The sequence below is a fragment of the Paracoccus salipaludis genome, assembly GCF_002287065.1.
In the GTDB taxonomy this organism is placed as follows: Bacteria; Pseudomonadota; Alphaproteobacteria; order Rhodobacterales; family Rhodobacteraceae; genus Paracoccus; species Paracoccus salipaludis.
In genome coordinates, this window is the sequence record NZ_NSJZ01000004.1 from 157244 (window position 1) to 174755 (window position 17512).

A 17512-nucleotide genomic window follows, 5' to 3' on the forward strand; every position below is an offset into this window, starting at 1 on the left:
AGGAGAGGGCGGCATGGAAAGGCTTTCCACACAGGGCTCCCAGAGGCTTGCCCGGTTCCACGAGGGCCATGATGGCTGACATTCCTCCTCCGCCCCGCCGGGGACCGGTGCTGATCGAATACGGGCCTGCCGCGCCCGATCGCGGGCCGCAATCCGGGCCCGGACCATCCGCGGACCCGGTGGCGGCTGAGCCGGCGCAGGCCGAGGACGCAAGCCGCGCCGCGTCACGGCCGCAGGATGCCGGTCCGATTGGCGGTGAGCACCGCGCCCGGCCCACGCCTCCGCCGCCCCGCGCCGACTGGACCGACAGGCCCCCTCCCCCGCGGGATGCCCGCGCGCCGCGCCTGCTGGATGCGCCCGCCGGACCCTCGCCCGCCGACGCGCCCCCCATCGATGACGGGCTGTCCGCCCCGCTTCCCCGCCCGCGCACGATGGAGATGGTGACGCGGATCGTGGGGCGCGGCCCCTCGAAGGTGACGCGGTTCTTCCTGAACTCGCTGGCCGCGCTGCTGACCTTCCTTCTGTCCATGGCGGCGCTCGAGTTCTTCGACAGCCTCATGGCGCGCTCGCCGGTGCTGGGGTGGGTCGGGGTCGGGCTGTTCGCGGCCTTCACCCTGGCCACCCTGGCGCTGGCTGTGCGCGAATACGCCGCCTGGGCGCGGCTGGGGCGAATCGACGCGATCCACCGCGAATCAGGCCTTGCGCTGTCCTCGGGTGACCTGGCGCGGGCGAACGCGGCCGTGGACAAGCTGGACGCGCTTTACGCCCGCCGCCCCGAGATGGCGCGCGCGCGCCAGAACCTCGCCGGGCGCCGCGGCGACAGCTTCGACGCCCGCGTGGTCCTGGCGCTGGCCGAGGCCGAGCTGCTGGCTCCGCTGGACCAGCAGGCCCGGCGCGAGATCGAGGCCGCCGCCCGCACCGTCGCCGCCGCGACCGCCCTGATCCCGCTGGCGCTGGCCGACGTGCTGACGGCGCTGGCCGCGAACCTGCGGATGATCCGCCGCATGGCCGAGATCTACGGCGGCCGCGCAGGCGCCGTGGGGGGCTGGCGGCTGGCCCGGACCGTCGTCACCCACCTGATCGCCACCGGCGCGGTCGCGGCAGGCGACGACCTGATCCACACGATGGCGGGCGGCGGGGTCCTGGCCAAGGTCAGCCGCCGCTTCGGCGAGGGTGTCGTGAACGGCGCGCTGACCGCCCGCGTGGGCATCGCCGCGATGGAGGTCTGCCGCCCCCTGCCCTTCATCCAGGCGCCGAAGCCCAAGGTCGGCAACCTGCTGACGCGCGGCCTCAAGGGCCTGTTCGGCAACGACTGACGCGCGATCCGGCGCCGGTTCGCCGCAGGCGGATGAAAGCTCCGTGCATCGCGCCTGCCGCCCCTTTCGCCCGCGCGCCCGAGACACTAGCCTGCAGGTCATGAGATGGAACCTGCCCAACCTGCTGACGCTTCTGCGCCTGGTCGCCGCCCCCGGGGTGCCGCTGATGTTTCTGTTCATCAGCCGCCCCTTCGCCGATTTCGCGGCGCTGGCGCTGTTCGTGCTGGCGGCGGTGACCGACTGGATCGACGGCCACCTGGCGCGCAGTTGGCAGCAGGAAAGCCGCTTCGGCGCGGCGATGGACCCGATCGCGGACAAGGCGATGGTGGTGATCGCGCTGGTGGTCATCACCGGCTATTCCGGCATGAACCCCTGGCTGATCCTGCCCGCCACCGTGATCCTGTTCCGCGAGGTCTTCGTGGCGGGCCTGCGCGAGTTCCTGGGTGCCGACGCCGGGCGGCTGAAGGTCACCAGGCTCGCCAAGTGGAAGACCACCGCCCAGATGATCGCCATCGCGACGATGTTCCTGGGAACAGGCGTCGATTACTATGAAAAGGGCCTGCCGCCCTTGGTGGGCGAAGGGCGGGTCTGGCGGGGCGACTGGTCGGATCTCGCCACGCATCTGGGCCTTGTTCTGATGTGGTTCGCGGCGATCCTGACCGCGATCACGGGCTGGGACTATTTCCAGAAGGCCAGGCCCTGGCTGAGGGATGTGCGATGACGCTGGATGTCCTTTACTTCGCTTGGCTGCGCGAGCGTATCGGCGCCCCGCGCGAACGGGTGGAAACCTCGGCCGCCACCGTGCGCGATCTAGTCGCGGAACTGGTCGCGCGCGGCGACCGCCATGCGGCGGCGCTGTCGGACCTGGGCGCGGTGCGCGTGGCCGTGGACCAGGCGCTGGCGGATCTGGACGCGCCCTTGGGCGACGCGCGCGAGGTGGCCTTCTTCCCGCCCATGACGGGCGGCTGATGCGCGTCATTGTCCAGCCGGGGGTCTTCGACGCCGCCGCCCTGATGCAGGGTTTCGGCGCAGGCGCGGGCGCGGTCGTGACCTTTACCGGCCTTGTGCGCGGCGACGACGGGCTGGTCGCGCTGGAGATCGAGCATTACCCCGGCATGACCGAGCGCGCCCTGCAGGACCACGCGCAGGCAGCGGTCGGGCGCTTCGGCCTGGCCGACGTGCTGGTCGTCCACCGCCACGGCCGCATGGAGGTGGGCGAGCCGATCATGATGGTCGCCACCGCCGCCCGCCACCGCCGCGCGGCCTTCGACGCGGCGGATTTCCTGATGGACTGGCTGAAATCCCGCGCGCCCTTCTGGAAGCGCGAGATCGGCCCCGAGGGTCCGCGCGGCTGGGTCTCCGCAAAGGACGAGGACGAGGCGGCGCTGGGCCGCTGGTAAGTCACGACCCCGGCAGGATCAGCCCGCCCATCTGGATCGCCGTGTAGCGGAAGCCGAGGCCGGCGGTCATCACCGGATCCCCCTCGACCAGCCGCAGCGCGGCGGTCTCGCTGTCGGCCCAGACAAGGGCAAGGCCCCAGACCCCGTCCGGGTCCAGCACCGGGCCGACCGCGATCGCCTGGCCTTCGTCGGCCATCGCCTGCCACCAGACCGCATGGCGCGACATGGCCCGCTCTTCGGCGGCGGTCGCGCCGTCGGGAAAGTCGGAACGGGGCGGATGAAGGCGCAAAAGGACGGCGGGCATCGGAAACCCCCTTGGCATCTTTGCGCGACTCTGCGCCCCTTCGCAGGCCCTGGCAAGCGCGGCGCGGCCCGCGTCCTCGGCAGGGGCCGCCCGCGCGGAAAGGTCCGTGACGGGGCATTGCCGTCATGCGGCCTTTCGTTGCAATCCGCCGCCCCGCCCCGCATATAGGCGGCGATCAGCGAAAGGCATCCGCCCATGACCTATCTCGAGTTCGAAAAGCCGCTGTCCGACCTGGAAGGCAAGGCCGAGGAGCTGCGCGCCCTTGCCCGCAGGGGCGAGGGTGTCGATCTCGAGAAAGAGGCGGCGGCGCTGGACCGCAAGGCGCAGGACATGCTGCGCGACCTTTACCGCAACCTCGATCCCTGGCGGAAGACGCTGGTCGCGCGCCACCCTGACCGGCCGCATTGCAAGGATTATGTCGAAACGCTGTTCACCGAATGGACGCCGCTGGCCGGTGACCGCACCTTCGGCGACGACCACGCGGTAATGGGCGGCCTTGCGCGCTTCCGCGACCAGGCCGTCGTGGTGATCGGGCACGAGAAGGGCAACGACACCCGTTCCCGGATCCAGCGCAACTTCGGCATGGCCCGCCCCGAGGGCTATCGCAAGGCGATCCGGCTGATGGACATGGCCGACCGTTTCCGCCTGCCCGTGGTGACCCTGGTGGACACCCCCGGCGCCTATCCCGGCAAGGGCGCCGAGGAACGCGGGCAGTCCGAGGCCATCGCCCGCTCGACCGAGAAATGCCTGCAGATCGGCGTGCCGCTGGTGTCGGTCATCATCGGCGAGGGCGGGTCCGGCGGCGCGGTGGCCTTTGCCACGGCCGACCGTGTCGCGATGCTCGAGCATTCGATCTATTCGGTGATCTCGCCCGAAGGCTGCGCCTCGATCCTGTGGAAGGACGCCGAGAAGATGCGCGAGGCGGCCGAGGCATTGAAGCTGACCGCGCAGGACCTCAAAAAGCTGGGCGTCATCGATTCCATCATCCCCGAACCCCTGGGAGGTGCCCAGCGCGAGCGCGACGAAGCGATCCGCGCCGTCGGCGACGAGGTCGCGCGCCTGTTGAGCGAGCTGCAGGGCCGCAAGCCCGCCGAGCTGATCCGCGATCGGCGGCAGAAATATCTGGACATGGGCGCCCGCGGCCTGGCCGCCTGAGCGGCGGGTCGAGGAAGCGCGGGCAGGCCGAAGGCCCCGCGCCGCGCCCCTCGTCCTCTGCGGGCCGGCATGAAACCCGCAGGCTCGGTGGTCCCGTCACGGCGTGCGGCCTTCGCCGGCCCTGGTTGGCAGGATCAGTGCGCGACCTGACTTTCAGTTCCAGACCAACTCGGCTCGCCATTCCGGCATCCGGCCACTCCGGCACCTGCCCCACCTGCGGGTTCGAGGCCCCCAAGGCCTCGTGCCGGAGGCTCGTGCCTCACGGGGGCATCATCCTCCACCCTGGTAGCCCCGCACCAGCGCTGCGGCGATCAGCCCCCAGCCATCGACCGCCACGAAGAAGGCCAGCTTGAACGGTAGCGCCACAACCGTGGGCGGCACCATCATCATCCCCATCGACATCAGGATCGCCGAGACGACCAGGTCGATGATCAGGAAAGGCAGCGAGACAAGAAAGCCGATGGCAAAGGCGCGCTCGATCTCGGTCAGCATGAAGGCCGGCACAAGAAGCGACAGCGGCGCCGTCCCGGGGTCCGGCACGTCGCCCTGATCTGCGTCCGGCGCGCCCAGTTCCGGCTGCAAGGTTTCGGGGCGCGGCGCCACCTCGGCCAAGGCGGCCATCGTGTCCAGGTCGGTGCGTTCGGACATGAAGCGGCGGAAGGGCTCGATCCCCCGTTCAAAGGCGATGTCCAGCGCGATGTCGCCGCGCGTCAGCGGCGCTCCCGCGACATTCCAGGCGTCCCGCAGCACCGGGTCCATGACATACCAGCTGAGAAACAGGGCGAGGCTGACGATCAACATGTTGGGTGGCGACTGCTGCAGCCCGATCGCCTGGCGCATGATCGACAGCACCGTGACGACAAAGGGAAAGCAGGTCACCATGATCGCAAACCCGGGCGCGAGCGACAGCAGCGTAAGCCCCGCCACGAGGATCACGGCATTCTGGCTGACCCCGCCTGCAGCCTGCGCGGCAAGGCCCGCAAGATCCTGTGCCGCCGCGCTGTCCGGCAGGGTTGCGGCCAGGGCGCAAAGGATCGTCCCGGCAATCCGGCCAAGCCGGGGGAAGGGGCTGGTCCTTCCGGGCTCCGGCACGCTCCCTGTCGGGCCGGTTGCGCGCTCGCAGCAGCGCTCCGGCATGATCGCCACGGCAACTCGCTGCCTTTCCCCGCGCCCCGCGCAGCCCGGAGCGCCTCGGCCGTGCTTTGCCGTCATGGGGCCGCCGGGCCCAGGATGCGCACGGCCAGACGGCCTTCGCCGCCATGCTCGACAAGCTCGCCACGGGCGACCACCTTGTCGCCGATGCAGATCTCGACCCCGTCCGCCGCGTCCTGGTCCAGCGGCAGCACGTCCTCGGCCTGCAGCCGGGCGAGGTCGGCCACCGACATCCGGGTGCGGCCGATGCGGATCGCGATCTCGACCTGGATCTGTTCGGTCGGGATCAGGCTTTGTGCCAACTCCATGTCACTCCATCTCCATCATTTCGCAGACGAGGTCGCGCAACTGCCCGGCCGCCTGCGCGACACTCCAGGTTGCAAGCCCTCCCAGCATCTCGGCCTCGACGGTGCCCTCCGGGCCCGAGGGGTCGATCCCGATCGCCTCGATTCCCGTGGCTGCAAGGCAGGCGGAAACGAAAGCCGCCATGTCCGGACCGCAGCGGATCGTCGCGGCAAGCGGCGTGACCGAGGCCGCGAGCTGCCGCAGTTCGGCCAGCAGCGCCGCTTCCAGCCGTCCGCGTGCCACCGCGGGGATGATCCCGTCCAGAAGCGCCCCGATCAGCGGCGCGATCGCGTGCAACTGGTCCTCAGCCGAGGCGGCCCGTGCGGCGCTTTCGGCCGCCAGCCGTTCGGACAGTGCGACCAGGGCGCCGCAGATCTGGCCAAGGCGCTGCGCCTCGGCCTCCTGCCGGCCTTGGGCCAACCCTTCGGCGAAGGCGGCCTCCAGGTCGGACTGGGCGAAGACGGGAGGCGGCGCAGGCTTCTCGGCGCCAAGGTCGAAGCGTTCCAGCTGAAGGAGAGCGCCCATCAGGCTTCCTCCTTCTGGCCGATCCAGCCCGACAGGATGCGCATGCTTTCGTCCTGCCGTTCGCGCATCAGCTCGCGCAGGCGCGCCACGGGATCGGGAAGCGCCGCGGGCGGGGTGACTTCGAACTCAGGAGTTGTGTCCACCAAGCCTGACAGTCCCGCCGCAGGAGCGGCTTCGGGCGGCGCCAGGGCCGGCGCCAGGATCTCGGCCGTCCCTGCGCCCGAGCCGTCCAGCAAGGCTTGCTCGGCCCTGGCGGAACGTCCCCGCAGGACCGGGCGCATCACCACCAGCGCCACGGCCAGCGCGAAGAACCCGATCAGCGCCAGCCGGGCAAGGTCGTTCAGCGGCAGCTGCGCCAGCAGCCCGCGGGGCTCGGCCGCCGTGCCCTCGGCGCCCAGGGCCGAGAAGGGCAGCGACTTGACGGTGATGACGTCGCCCCGTGCCTCGTCGAAGCCCACGGCCGAGGCGACAAGCTCGCGCAGCGCCTCAAGCTCGGGCTCGCTGCGGGGGACGAGCGCCTCGGTGCCGTCGGCGGCCTTCTCGACCGTGCCGTTCACCAGCACGGCCACCGTCAGCCGCCGCGTCGCGCCGGGCTGGCGCAGGACCTCGCGCGTGACGCGGCTCACCTCATAGTTCTGGCGCTGCCGGGTTTCGGAGCTGGACGTCCGGCTCTGCTCGCCCTGCGCGCCCGTTCCCTCGGGCAGGTTCGAGGAGGCCGTGACCGCCGCCTGCTCGCCGTTGGTGGACTGGTCGGTCGTTTCCTCGTTCTCCTGCGAGACCAGGGCGCGGGCATTGGGATCGAAGGTCTGCTCGGACAGCTGCTCGGTCTCGGTCACGAGGTCGAGGTTCAGTTCCACGATCGCGTTGCCGGGGCCGACATGGGGTTCCAGGATGCGCTCGACGTTGCGCTTCATCTCGGCCGCGCGGTCGGTGGCGACGGTTTCCTCGCCGGTCGAGACGATGCCGCGCGCGCTGTCGATCACCTTGACCCGCTCGGGTTCAAGGCCCGGCACCGCCGAGGACACCAGGAACTGCAGCGACTGCGCCTGCCTGGCGTCCAGGGCCTCCCCGTTCATGGTCACCGTCACCGAGGCTGCACCGCCCGCGTCCCGCCGGTAACCCCGCGTCGAGGGCGGCGCGACATGCACCCGCGCCGCCTTGACGCCCGGAACCGTCAGGATCGTCCGGGCAAGCTCGCCTTCCTTTGCGCGCCAGTAAGCCGCGTCGAACATCTGCGAGGTCGTGCCGAAGCCCGACATGCCGTCCAGGATCTCGTAACCCGCGCCACCCGCCGAGGGCAGGCCCATACCTGCCAGCGTCATCCGCAGCCGGTCGCGCTCGGCTTCGGCGACCCAGATCGCGTCGCCGCGGATTTCGGACGGAACGCCGGTCTTGTCGAGCTCGGCCATCACCTCGCCCGCCCGCGCCGGATCAAGGCCGGAATACAGCAGCGCCATCGGCGTCCGGCTGGCCAACCAGGCAAAACCTGCGACCGCCAGGAAGGTCAGCAGGAACGCCGCCCCGATCAGCTGCTTCTGGCTGCTGCTGCGGTCGTCCCAGTATTCGGCAAGCTTCTGCATTCCGCCCTCTCGAATCGTTCTCGAATCGACGGAACCGGTGATGGCACGGGGCCGATTAAGATTTGGTTAGCCCCCTGCTGCTACTCCGGTCCCATCAGGACGGAGAATCAGATGACGGACATCAGCGAACCGCTTGACGCGCCCCCCCCAAGGCCGCTGCTGAAGCGGCTGCTTCCGGTGCTGCTGCCCGTTCTGGCGCTGGCCGCGGGACTGGGCTCGACCGTCACCGGTCTCTGGTCGCCGCTTTCGATGCTGCGCCCGGCCGCGCCCGCCCCGATGGAAGCGCAACAGCCTGCGGCCGCGACCTTTCTCGACGTGCCCCGCCTTGTGCTGACGCTGCCGGGCGAGCGGACACAGACCCTGGCGCTGGCCATCACGCTCGAGGTCGAACCCGCATCTCTTTCTCAGGCGCGCATGCTGATGCCGCGCATCACCGACAGCTACAACGGCTTCCTGTCGCAGATCGACGCGGCCGCCTTCAGCCGGCGCGGCATCCTGGAAATCCTGCGGGGAGAACTGGCGACCCGCACCCGCTTCATCCTGGGCGACACGGCGCTCCGGGACCTTCTCATCACCGAGTTCCGCATCCAATGACCCTTTCCCTCATCCTGCAAGGCGCGCTGGTGGTCGCGGGGCTGGCCGTGGCCGGGTTCTGCCACCTGCTCGCGCGACGGCTGCGCAAGCTGAACGACCTGGAAACCGGCCTCGGCGGCGCGATCGCCGTCATGGCGGCCGAGATCGCACGGCTGGAGGCCGCGCTGGCCGCCGCCCAGGCGGGCGCCACCACAGCGACCGACGGTCTTGCGCGCGAGATCGAGAAGGCCAAGTCCGAACGCGCCTATTGGGCGCTGCAGCAGCAGTTCCTGCCGCAGGCGGCGGCGCCGGCCCGTCCGCTGCGCCGCCGGCGCCTCAAGGAGGCCGGCCATGCCTGACCGCATCTTCTGGACGGGCGGCGCCATCGCGCTGGTTGCGGCTCTGGCCATCGCGCAGGGCGACCGGCTTGCCCGCCTGCTGACCGCCGAGGCCGCCCCGACCGGGCTGCTCGACGGCTGCACCGACGTCCCCGAGGCCGTGGCCCTAGCCGAGACGCTGCGGCTGCGCGGCATCGCCGTGGACCGGGCGCTGGCCGACCTTGCCCGCCGCAAGGAGGAGATCGCCGCCGCCGAGGCGCAGATCGTCTCGCGCCTGACCGCGCTGAAGAAGGCCAAGGCCGCACTGGGCGAGACCAGGGCCGGTCGGGACGCGGGCCGCAACGAAGGGATCGAGCGGCTGATCGCTGTCTACGACGCTATGAAACCTGCCGAGGCCGCGACGATCATCGCGACCCTGCCACCCGATTTCGCGGCCGAAATCCTGACGCGCGTCCAGCCCGACGCGGGCGCGCGCATCATTTCCCAGATCGACCCGGGGCAGGCCGCGGTCCTGACCGCTCACATGGGCGCGCGCCGCCTGACCGGAGACTGAGCCCATGTTCGGCATCATCGGCATCGTCCTTACCTTCGCCATGGTCTTCGGCGGCTACATCCTCGCCGGCGGCAAGATGGCCGTGATCACCCATTCGCTGCCCTTCGAGATGATGATGATCGGCGGCGCGGCGGTGGGATCCTACCTGCTGTCGAACGACGGCGCGACGCTCAAGCACACGGTCCCCGGCATCCTCCGCGCCTTCAAGGGGCCGCGCTGGCACGAGGCGGACAACACGCAGATGCTGTGCCTGCTGTTCCAGCTGCTCAAGCTCGCGCGCTCGAACCCCGTCGCGCTGGAGGAGCATGTCGAGAACCCGCACGGCTCCGCGATCTTCCAGGCCTATCCCGCGATCCTCGCCGACGGGAACGCGGTGACGCTGATCACCGACACGCTCCGCTCGGCCAGCCTCAACTACGATGACCCCTATCAGGTCGAGGACATGCTGGCCCGCCGCATCGCCCTGATGAAGGAGGAGGCGATGCATGTCCCGCACGCGCTGCAGAACATGGCCGATGCCCTGCCCGCCCTGGGGATCGTCGCGGCCGTTCTGGGCGTGATCAAGACCATGGGCGCGATCGACCAGCCGCCCGAGGTGCTGGGCGGCATGATCGGCGGCGCGCTCGTCGGCACCTTCTTGGGCGTGTTCCTCGCCTACGGGCTGGTCGCGCCCCTGTCGCAGCGGCTGGCCGCGGTGATGAAGCAGGACCTCGCCTTCTACGAGGTCATCAAGTCGGTGCTGATCGCGGGCCTGCACCAGCACGCCACGAACCTCTGCGTCGAGGTGGGCCGCCAAGCCGCGCCCGAGCACCTGCGCCCGAGCTTCACCGAGGTCGAAAGCGCGCTGCGCGAGATGAAGAAGGCCGCATGATGCTGGCGGCCCTTGCCCTTGCCGCCGCCCAGGCGCTCAGCCCCGCCGCGACCGCCTTTGTCGATGACGCGACCGCGCGCCTGCTGGCCGGAGAGGAGCTTGCCCCCGACTTTCCCGTCCGGTTGCAGGCCCTGCCCCCCGACCAGCGGCTGATGGTGATCGTCTACCTGCGCCGCGCGGGCTTCCTGTCCGACGTGGTGATGCCGGTGGACTGGGTGATCTCGCCCGCCAGCCCCGCCCTCGAGCCCGAGCCCGAGGACCACGAATGAGCGCCGTTGCACCCGCCGAAGGGCACGGGGCCTCGGCCAAGCCGCTCGCCATCACGGGCGTGCTGGTGCTGGTGGTGATGTCGATGGTGATCCCGATCCCGGCGGCTCTGCTGGATGCCGGGATCGCGCTGTCGATCGCCACGTCGGTGCTGATCCTCGTCATGGCCAGCGTCGTCCACAAGCCCACCGACTTCCAGGCATTCCCGGTGATGCTGCTGCTGTCGCTGGTGATCCGGCTGTCGCTGAACGTTTCCTCGACGCGGCTTATCCTGACCGAAGGGCATACCGGCCCCGATGCCGCGGGCGAGGTCATCAACGGCTTCGCCCAGTTCGTGGCGGGCGGCTCGCTGATGGTCGGGATCACGGTCTTCGCGGTCATCTCGATCGTGAACTTCATGGTCATCACCAAGGGCTCGGGGCGGATGGCCGAGGTCTCGGCGCGCTTCGCGCTCGACTCGCTGCCGGGCAAGCAGCTGGCGATCGACGGCGACCTGAACTCGGGCGCCATCACCCATGACGAGGCCAAGCGCCGCCGGGCTCAGGACGGGCGCGAGATCAGCTTCTACGGCTCGCTCGACGGCGCGTCCAAGTTCGTCAAGGGCGACGCCATCGCGGGGCTGCTGATCACGGCGGCCAACTTCTTCGTGGGCCTTGGCGTGGGCCTGATCGCCCACCGGATGCCCGCGTCCGAGGCGCTGTCCACCTATTCGCAGCTGACCATCGGCGACGGGCTGGTGACGCAGGTGCCGGCGCTCATCACCTCGATGGCGGCGGCGCTGCTGCTGTCGCGCGGGGGCTCGACGGAATCGACGGCGGACCTGTTGTCCCAGCAACTGGCGCAGAACTGGCACGCCCCGGCACTTGCCGCGGGCGCCATGGCCGTCTTGGGCTTCGTGCCTGGGATGCCCACGCTGATGTTCCTGGCCATCGCGGCACTCGCGGGCTGGTTCGCCTGGCGCAACGCCACCCGTCCTCCTGCGGCGCCCGAGGAGAACAAGGCCGCCTCCCTGCCCGCGCCGGAAGCCCGTGCGCGCATCGGCGATGTCCTGGACACGGACGAGATCTGCGTGGAAATCGGCGCGGACCTCATCGCGGCCGCGCTCGACCCCGCGCGGGGCCTCGGCGGGCGGATCAACAACCTGCGCATCCACATCGCCCGCAGCTTCGGCATCATCCTGCCCGAGGTGCGGATCACCGATGCGGTCGGGATGGGGGGCGGCGACTATGTCATCCGCGTCCACGGCGTCGTGCGCGCGCGCGGGCGCCTGAACCCGCACCAGATCCTCGCGCTGGGGTCCGAAGACACCCTGGCCGGCATCCCCGGCGAGCGGACGCGCGAGCCTGTCTATGACAGCCCTGCCCGTTGGATCGACCCTTCGCACCAGGACGAGGCCGCCATCGCGGGCGCCAGCGTCGTGACGCCGATGGAGGTCCTGTCGACCCACCTGATGGAGACCGTGAAGTCCCAGATGCCCGCGCTGCTGACGCTGGGCTCGATGCAGCGGCTGATGCAGGAACTTCGCTCGCTGTCGGACGAGGCGCGGGCCCAGGCCTATCAGCGTGTGTTCGACAGCATGGTCCCCGACAAGGTCGCGCCCGAGCATCTTCTGTCCGTGCTGCGACTGCTGCTGGAAGACCGCATCTCGATCCGCAACCTCGCGCTGATCGTCGAGGCGGTCCACGAAAGCCGCTCGCCCGACCCCGAGGCTGCCGCCGAATTCGTCCGCCGCCGGTTGCGCGGCCAGATCACCGAGGCCCTGACGGACCCGGAGGGGCAGCTGGATGTCCTGCAACTGCATCCGGGATGGGAGGCCGAGTTCCTCCGCGCCGAGGCAGAGCCCGGCCGCACGGCCGGCGCCGTGACCCCGCCGCTGATGCAGCGCCTGACCGAGAAGCTGCGCCAGGCTGCGGCCGGCCTGCCGCCCGAAGCCCAGCCCGCCCTGGTCGTCCCTGACCATCGCCGCCGGCTGGTTCGCGCGGTGGCCGCGGGCGCGGGCCTTTCCTGGCCGATCCTCGGCATCGACGAGGTCGATCCCCAGGCCCGCATCCGGCTGGTGGGCTCGGTGGAGCCATGACGCTGGCTCCGCAGCTTCTTCCCTGGCTGATGCCGCTGCTGCTGGTCTATGCCCGCATCCAGGCCTGCCTGCTGGCGATGCCCGGCTTGGGCGAGCGCATGATTCCCATTCGGGTCCGCGTGGCCGCCGCGATGGCGCTGACGCCGCTTTACGCGGGCGCCGCGCGGCCTGCATCGCTGCCCGCGCCGCTGCAACTCGCGGGCCTGGTCGCGGCCGAGATCGTCGCGGGGCTGGCACTGGGCCTCATGGTGCGGGTGGTCGCAATGGCGCTCGACATGGCCTCGACGACCTTGGCGCAAAGCGCCTCGATGTCGGCGATGCTGGGCATCTCCGAGGACATGCCGCCCCATCCGATCGGCAACCTCATGCACATGGCGGGCATGGCGCTGCTGATGGCGCTGGGCCTGCCGGTTCTGGTCTGCCGGCTCCTGACCGACAGCTTCGCGCTGAAGCCCGCAGGGCTCTGGCCCGAGATCGGGCAGGTTTGGCCTGCCTTCTTGGCGCTGGTCGTGCAGGGCTTCACCCTCGCGCTGCTGATCGCCTCGCCCTTCGTGCTGGGCGGGCTTCTGTTCCAGATGCTCTCGGGCGTGGTCTCGCGGGTCATGCCGGCCATGCCCGTTGTCTTCGTGGCCGCACCCGCCGCCATCCTGCTGGCGCTGGTGGCGCTTGCGCTGCTGACACCGGGGCTGCTGGCGATCTGGGCCGACGCCGTCCTGTCGATCGACCTGCCGGGGCTGCGATGAGCGGCGGCGAGGACAAGGACGACCGCCAGCACGAGCCGAGCGAGCAGAAGCTGCGTAAGGCCCGCGAGCAGGGCGACGTGCCGCGATCCGCCGAGGCCACGACGGCTCTGACCTACCTGGGCGTCTTCGGGGCCTTCGCCATGGGCATGGCGGTGGTGGTGCCGGCGTGGCTCGGCCTGGCCGAGCGGCTGCTGGGGGCCGAAACCCTGCCCGACGGCGCCGAGAGCGTCGCACGCTCGCTGGGACTTCTGTCGGGGGGGGCGGTGCTGGGCGTGGCACTGGTTCCGGCCGCGCTGGTCGTGGCGGGGCTGCTGGCGCAGCGCGGGCTTGTCGTCACGCCCTCGCGGCTGGCTCCCGATCTGAAAAGGATCGATCCCTTCAGGAACGCGGGCCAGAAGTTCGGCAAGACCGGGCTGGTAAGCTTTGCCATCTCGCTGGCCAAGCTTTGCGGCGTCACGCTGGGGGGCGTGCTGCTGTTTTCCACTCTGGGCCGGACCGTGGCGCAGGCGGCAAGCATGGGCGCCACGGCCTGGATCGGGGCCCTGCCGGTCCTGATCCGCCAGGTTCTGCTGCTGGCGCTGTCGGTGGCGGCGGTCTTCGCGGGCATCGACCTGCTGTGGAAGCATTTCGATTTCCGCCGGCGCAACCGCATGACCCGGAAAGAGGTCGAGGATGAACACAAGGACAGCGAGGGCGATCCCCATCTCAAGGCCGCGCGCCGGCAGAAGGCGGTCGATCTGGCCCTGGGCTCGATGCTGGCGGATGTCGAACGTGCCGACGTGGTGATCGTGAACCCGACCCATTACGCGGTCGCGCTGGAATGGAAGCGGGGCAGCGGCCGGGCCCCGGTGTGCCTGGCCAAGGGCGTGGACGAGGTGGCCGCCCGCATCCGCCAGCGCGCCCGCGACCACAAGGTCCCGATCTGGTCCGACCCGCCCTGTGCCCGCGCGCTGCACGCCGGGGTCAGGATCGGCGACGAGATCCCGTGCACCGAGTTCGGCCCCGTCGCCGCCGCCATCCGCTTTGCCGAGGCCATGCGGGCCAAGGCGCGGCGCGGCTATGACGGCGCCCTCGAGGGAGCCGCGCGATGATGTCCACGGGAAAGCCCTGCCCCGGTTTCGTCGCGGGCCGAAAGGGAAAGCCCCGTGGAACAAGGGGAGCTTGCGGGCGCGGACCTGACCGCGCCGGCCGGACGGGGGCGCCCGACCGGTCCGCTGCGGGAACCGGCCGGACCCCGAGGGCCAGACCGGCAGCGCGCTATTCACCCTGGGTCATGAGCCGCGGGCCCGCCACGGTTGCGCGAGTTCGGCCGCTTGCCACGGGGCGCGGGAAATGAGCCGCAAGGCCGATCAGCTCGGCAAGCTCGCGCGGATCGCGCGCCTCAAGGCCGATGCCGACCTGCGGCGCTATTCGGCCTATCGCGCCCATGCAGACGCGATGCAGCGGCAGGTCGAGGGCATCCGGACCGAACTTGCCGAGGCGATCGCTGCACCGGTTTCGGACGGCCTCGACCAGTGGCGGCTGACCACCGCCCTGATTGCCTACCGCGCCCGAGAGGTGCAGCGCAGCGAAACGGCGCTGGCACGGATGAAGCCGGGACTCGACGCGGCCCATCGCGCCGCCGTTCTGGCCTTCGGACGGGCCGAGGCGCTGCTGCAGGTGCAACGGGAAATCCTGGCGCAGGAGAAGACCGAGGCAGAGCGCAGGCGATGGTGACACGCACTTCGGCCCTGATCCTGGACAGGATCCCCTGCCCTTGCCTCCTGCCATGCCGTCTGTGCCCGAGCCGTCGTCAGACCGCGCCCGTTTCACCCGCCGAGCGGCATCCGTCTTGAGGCCGCCTGCGGACCGGACGGCTGCCCTGACGGGGGCTTCGGGACACAGTGCCCGGCCTTGCAGCCGATCAGGCCAAGACCACGCTGCATGGCCAAAGGCTTTCGCGATAAGGGTGGAACTTCGGCCTGCGCCCCGGGATCAGGCGCGCGCTGCACCGGGATCACCATGGCGCTTCATGACGCGGCCGACATCACGGTGGCCCGGCGCTGAAGCACCCTGCTTTCTCCCGGACCATCCTGAAAAGTGCGTCCCGGGAAGAACCATCCCGGGAGAGGGCAGTCCGGCCTGACACCGCTCTCTGTCGCGCCGCGGCGGCGAGTGTCCACGCGCCTTCGGCAGCGCCGGCCGCGAGCCCGGGTTCGTCGGCCCGGCGATGGAATGTTTCCGGAGCGGTCCTTCCGTCAGGCTGGCTGCGCCAGCCCATGCCGCATCACCACGGCGTCGATGCCGGGGGCATAATAGGCCGGGCGGCGCCCGACGCTGTCCCAGCCTGTCCGGTGATAAAGCCCCAGGGCGGCCTTGTTGTCCGATGCGACCTCGAGAAAGGCCGCCTCGGCGCCCTCGGCGGCGCAATGCGCAAGGAAACGCTCGACCAGCGCGCGACCCTGACCCGAGCGGCGCGCCTCGGGCGCGACGGCAAGGGTCAGAAGTTCGCCCTCGCCCCCTGCGACCCGGCCGAGAAGAAAGCCCATCGGCGCCGTCAGCAGGACGCAGCCGGGCGCCGAGAGCAGTCCTGCGAACTCGGCGGCAGTCCAGGGGCGGGGCGTCACGAAGCACCGGCCGTGCAGCGCGGCGAGTTGCTCGGGGCTCATCGAAGGATCACGGGCGGCGGGTCGCGTGGCGGCGCGGCATCGGCCGGACGCAGGTAAAGCGGTGCAGGGCGCGGACCCGAGGCCGCAAAGCCCGGGAAAGCCTGCAAGCTGCCGTCCGCAATGCTTGCGGCGCCCGAAGTCATGCGCTCATGCGCGGCCAGCGCGACGGCGACCGCCACGGGCCAGAGGGGGGTGCAGACAGGCGGGCCGGACGGGAGGCCGTCGATGTGGCCAAGCCTGGGACCGGGCGCGAAGGAGCAGCCCGCGCCGTCCTCTTTCTTGCCTGCCGGGACGTGGGACAGGGCAGCCTCGGCGAAGGGCAGAGCTTTGCCCCTGTCCGCCCTTGTGTCCGCGCCCTGGCGCTCGGGTCCGGGGGGATTGGCCACGGCCTCGTGGATTGCGCCGGGAGAAAGCGCGGGCCCGTCTTCCGCCGTCCTGCCGGGCGGCTGAGACTCGCCCGCCTGTCCGTCCTTCCCAAGGCCCGGGCGGGGCCATGCCGTCCCCAGCACGTCGTGATCAGCAGTGCCGCCCAGTGAAGAATCCGGGGATAGGGCATTCCCTTCCGGCATGGTCGCGGCAGGTTCAGGCCCCGCCGCGCGTTCTGCCGCCGCACAGGTCTTTCCGGGCGCCGGTCCGCCTTCTGCAGGGCCGGAGGGGCCTGCCTGCCCAAGCGCGATCATGGCCTTTTGCGGCCCCGCGCCGTCCTGCGGCAGGCCGAAGTCCTCCCACACGACCTCGTCGCCGCGCAGTGGGACCACCGCGCGGCAGGGGCGGGGCGCGCCACAGGCGGCGGCCTCGGTCGCGCTGATCCCGATCGCCGGGATGCCCAGCGACAGTGCCAGGCCGCGCGCCGCCGCCACGGAAATGCGCACGCCCGTGAAATTGCCCGGCCCGATGCCCACGCCGATAGCGTCGAGGTCGGACCAGGCCAGCCCCGCCTGCGCCATCACCTCGCCGATCAGGGGAAACAGCCGCTCGGCCTGACCCTTGGTCATGGCTTCGGCGCGTTCGGCCAGAACCCGGTCGCCGCAAACGACAGCGGCCGCGCAATGCGCGGCCGACGTGTCCAAGCCAAGCACCCGAAGAGGGTCAGGCAACGGGACGCACCTCGACGACTTCGGGGATATAGTGGCGCAGCAGGTTCTCGATCCCCATCTTCAGCGTCAGGGTCGAGGACGGGCAGCCCGCGCAGGCCCCCTGCATGTGCAGGTAGACCACGCCCCGGTCGAAACCGTGGAAGGTGATGTCACCGCCGTCCTGGGCAACCGCCGGCCGGACGCGGGTATCCAGCAGTTCCTTGATCTGGCTGACGATGTCCGCGTCGGGGCCGTCATGGGCGGCATGCGCGCTGGCCTGGGTCGCGGCCGCGCCCGGCATCACGGCCTCGCCGGACTGGTAATGGTCCATGATCGCGCCAAGGATGGACGGCTTGATCTGGTCCCAGATCGCCGCGTCGGACTTGGTCACGGTCACGAAGTCAGACCCCAGGAACACGCCCGCGACGCCGGGCACCGCGAAGATGCGGCGCGCGAGGGGGCTGGCCGCCGCGCCCTCGGAGGTCGGGAAATCGGCGGTGCCGCTGCCCAGCACGGTCTCGCCGGGCAGGAACTTGAGCGTGGCGGGGTTCGGCGTGGTTTCGGTCTGAATGAACATCGGATGCTCCTC

General features: G+C 70.8%; 22 protein-coding genes. 14 read left to right on the forward strand and 8 right to left on the reverse strand.

The annotated features are described in order from the left end of the window. Positions 1 to 68 precede the first annotated feature (68 nt). The 4 genes from CK240_RS07095 to CK240_RS07110 all read left to right on the forward strand — a co-directional run bounded on the left by CK240_RS07095 (position 69) and on the right by CK240_RS07110 (position 2716). A complete protein-coding gene (locus CK240_RS07095) occupies positions 69 to 1316 on the forward strand; it encodes a YcjF family protein (protein WP_420818615.1) in 1248 nt (415 codons plus the stop codon). A 100-nt stretch (positions 1317 to 1416) separates the two neighbouring features. Beyond that, on the forward strand, positions 1417 to 2037 hold the full coding sequence (gene pgsA, locus CK240_RS07100) for a CDP-diacylglycerol--glycerol-3-phosphate 3-phosphatidyltransferase (RefSeq protein WP_095639639.1): 621 nt from the start codon (positions 1417 to 1419) through the stop codon (positions 2035 to 2037). A 2-nt stretch (positions 2038 to 2039) separates the two neighbouring features. Next, positions 2040 to 2285, forward strand: a complete 246-nt coding sequence (gene moaD, locus CK240_RS07105; protein WP_095639754.1) for a molybdopterin converting factor subunit 1 — start codon at positions 2040 to 2042, stop codon at positions 2283 to 2285. Next, a complete protein-coding gene (locus CK240_RS07110) occupies positions 2285 to 2716 on the forward strand; it encodes a molybdenum cofactor biosynthesis protein MoaE (RefSeq protein WP_095639640.1) in 432 nt (143 codons plus the stop codon). Before moaD ends, CK240_RS07110 begins: the two co-directional genes overlap by 1 nt. Position 2717: 1 nt before the next feature. Here CK240_RS07110 and CK240_RS07115 read toward each other — a convergent pair whose 3' ends face one another. Further along, positions 2718 to 3020, reverse strand: a complete 303-nt coding sequence (locus CK240_RS07115; RefSeq protein ID WP_095639641.1) for a YciI family protein — start codon at positions 3018 to 3020, stop codon at positions 2718 to 2720. 195 nt (positions 3021 to 3215) lie between these two features. On the opposite strand from CK240_RS07115, the gene CK240_RS07120 reads away from it, so the two are divergent. After that, entirely contained in the window at positions 3216 to 4175 is a 960-nt protein-coding gene (locus CK240_RS07120) for an acetyl-CoA carboxylase carboxyltransferase subunit alpha (protein ID WP_095639642.1), read from the forward strand. 270 nt (positions 4176 to 4445) lie between these two features. On the opposite strand, the gene CK240_RS07125 is transcribed toward CK240_RS07120, so the two are convergent. The 4 genes from CK240_RS07125 to fliF form a co-directional block, all read right to left on the reverse strand. Next, positions 4446 to 5222: a flagellar type III secretion system pore protein FliP gene (locus tag CK240_RS07125; protein WP_420818617.1), complete on the reverse strand. Its 777-nt coding sequence runs from the start codon at positions 5220 to 5222 to the stop codon at positions 4446 to 4448. A 161-nt stretch (positions 5223 to 5383) separates the two neighbouring features. Then, entirely contained in the window at positions 5384 to 5635 is a 252-nt protein-coding gene (locus tag CK240_RS07130; protein ID WP_095639643.1) for a FliM/FliN family flagellar motor C-terminal domain-containing protein, read from the reverse strand. A 1-nt stretch (position 5636) separates the two neighbouring features. Further along, positions 5637 to 6197 carry a hypothetical protein gene (locus CK240_RS07135; protein WP_095639644.1) on the reverse strand — a complete coding sequence of 187 codons (561 nt, stop codon included), beginning with the start codon at positions 6195 to 6197 and terminating at the stop codon, positions 5637 to 5639. After that, the gene (gene fliF / locus CK240_RS07140) at positions 6197 to 7777 is read right to left on the reverse strand and encodes a flagellar basal-body MS-ring/collar protein FliF (RefSeq protein ID WP_095639645.1); all 1581 of its coding nucleotides are present in this window, start codon (positions 7775 to 7777) and stop codon (positions 6197 to 6199) included. The genes CK240_RS07135 and fliF overlap by 1 nt, the downstream gene beginning before the upstream one ends. Before the next feature lie 111 nt (positions 7778 to 7888). On the opposite strand from fliF, the gene CK240_RS07145 reads away from it, so the two are divergent. The 9 genes from CK240_RS07145 (at position 7889) to CK240_RS07185 (ending at position 14915) form a co-directional block, all read left to right on the forward strand. Further along, on the forward strand, positions 7889 to 8371 hold the full coding sequence (locus CK240_RS07145; RefSeq protein WP_095639646.1) for a flagellar basal body-associated FliL family protein: 483 nt from the start codon (positions 7889 to 7891) through the stop codon (positions 8369 to 8371). Further along, entirely contained in the window at positions 8368 to 8709 is a 342-nt protein-coding gene (locus CK240_RS07150) for a hypothetical protein (RefSeq protein WP_095639647.1), read from the forward strand. Before CK240_RS07145 ends, CK240_RS07150 begins: the two co-directional genes overlap by 4 nt. Next, positions 8702 to 9241 (forward strand): MotE family protein, encoded by a 540-nt coding sequence (locus CK240_RS07155; RefSeq protein WP_095639648.1) that lies wholly within the window; start codon positions 8702 to 8704, stop codon positions 9239 to 9241. The genes CK240_RS07150 and CK240_RS07155 overlap by 8 nt, the downstream gene beginning before the upstream one ends. Before the next feature lie 4 nt (positions 9242 to 9245). After that, the gene (motA, locus tag CK240_RS07160; protein WP_095639649.1) at positions 9246 to 10112 is read left to right on the forward strand and encodes a flagellar motor stator protein MotA; all 867 of its coding nucleotides are present in this window, start codon (positions 9246 to 9248) and stop codon (positions 10110 to 10112) included. Next, on the forward strand, positions 10109 to 10381 hold the full coding sequence (locus CK240_RS07165; protein WP_095639650.1) for a hypothetical protein: 273 nt from the start codon (positions 10109 to 10111) through the stop codon (positions 10379 to 10381). Before motA ends, CK240_RS07165 begins: the two co-directional genes overlap by 4 nt. Further along, entirely contained in the window at positions 10378 to 12456 is a 2079-nt protein-coding gene (locus tag CK240_RS07170; protein WP_095639651.1) for a flagellar biosynthesis protein FlhA, read from the forward strand. The genes CK240_RS07165 and CK240_RS07170 overlap by 4 nt, the downstream gene beginning before the upstream one ends. Next, the gene (locus CK240_RS07175; protein WP_095639652.1) at positions 12453 to 13199 is read left to right on the forward strand and encodes a flagellar biosynthetic protein FliR; all 747 of its coding nucleotides are present in this window, start codon (positions 12453 to 12455) and stop codon (positions 13197 to 13199) included. The genes CK240_RS07170 and CK240_RS07175 overlap by 4 nt, the downstream gene beginning before the upstream one ends. Next, entirely contained in the window at positions 13196 to 14290 is a 1095-nt protein-coding gene (gene flhB / locus CK240_RS07180) for a flagellar type III secretion system protein FlhB (protein WP_095639653.1), read from the forward strand. The genes CK240_RS07175 and flhB overlap by 4 nt, the downstream gene beginning before the upstream one ends. A 241-nt stretch (positions 14291 to 14531) precedes the next feature. Beyond that, on the forward strand, positions 14532 to 14915 hold the full coding sequence (locus CK240_RS07185; protein WP_095639654.1) for a hypothetical protein: 384 nt from the start codon (positions 14532 to 14534) through the stop codon (positions 14913 to 14915). A 521-nt stretch (positions 14916 to 15436) separates the two neighbouring features. Here the strand turns inward: CK240_RS07185 and CK240_RS07190 are convergent. From CK240_RS07190 to CK240_RS07200, 3 genes are read right to left on the reverse strand one after another with little or no spacing between them, the layout of a single operon-like run. Continuing rightward, positions 15437 to 15847: a GNAT family N-acetyltransferase gene (locus CK240_RS07190; protein WP_095639655.1), complete on the reverse strand. Its 411-nt coding sequence runs from the start codon at positions 15845 to 15847 to the stop codon at positions 15437 to 15439. Continuing rightward, entirely contained in the window at positions 15844 to 16944 is a 1101-nt protein-coding gene (gene tsaB, locus CK240_RS19565) for a tRNA (adenosine(37)-N6)-threonylcarbamoyltransferase complex dimerization subunit type 1 TsaB (RefSeq protein ID WP_420818616.1), read from the reverse strand. Before tsaB ends, CK240_RS07190 begins: the two co-directional genes overlap by 4 nt. Continuing rightward, positions 16937 to 17500 carry a NifU family protein gene (locus CK240_RS07200; protein WP_095639656.1) on the reverse strand — a complete coding sequence of 188 codons (564 nt, stop codon included), beginning with the start codon at positions 17498 to 17500 and terminating at the stop codon, positions 16937 to 16939. Before CK240_RS07200 ends, tsaB begins: the two co-directional genes overlap by 8 nt. Positions 17501 to 17512: the final 12 nt, after the last annotated feature.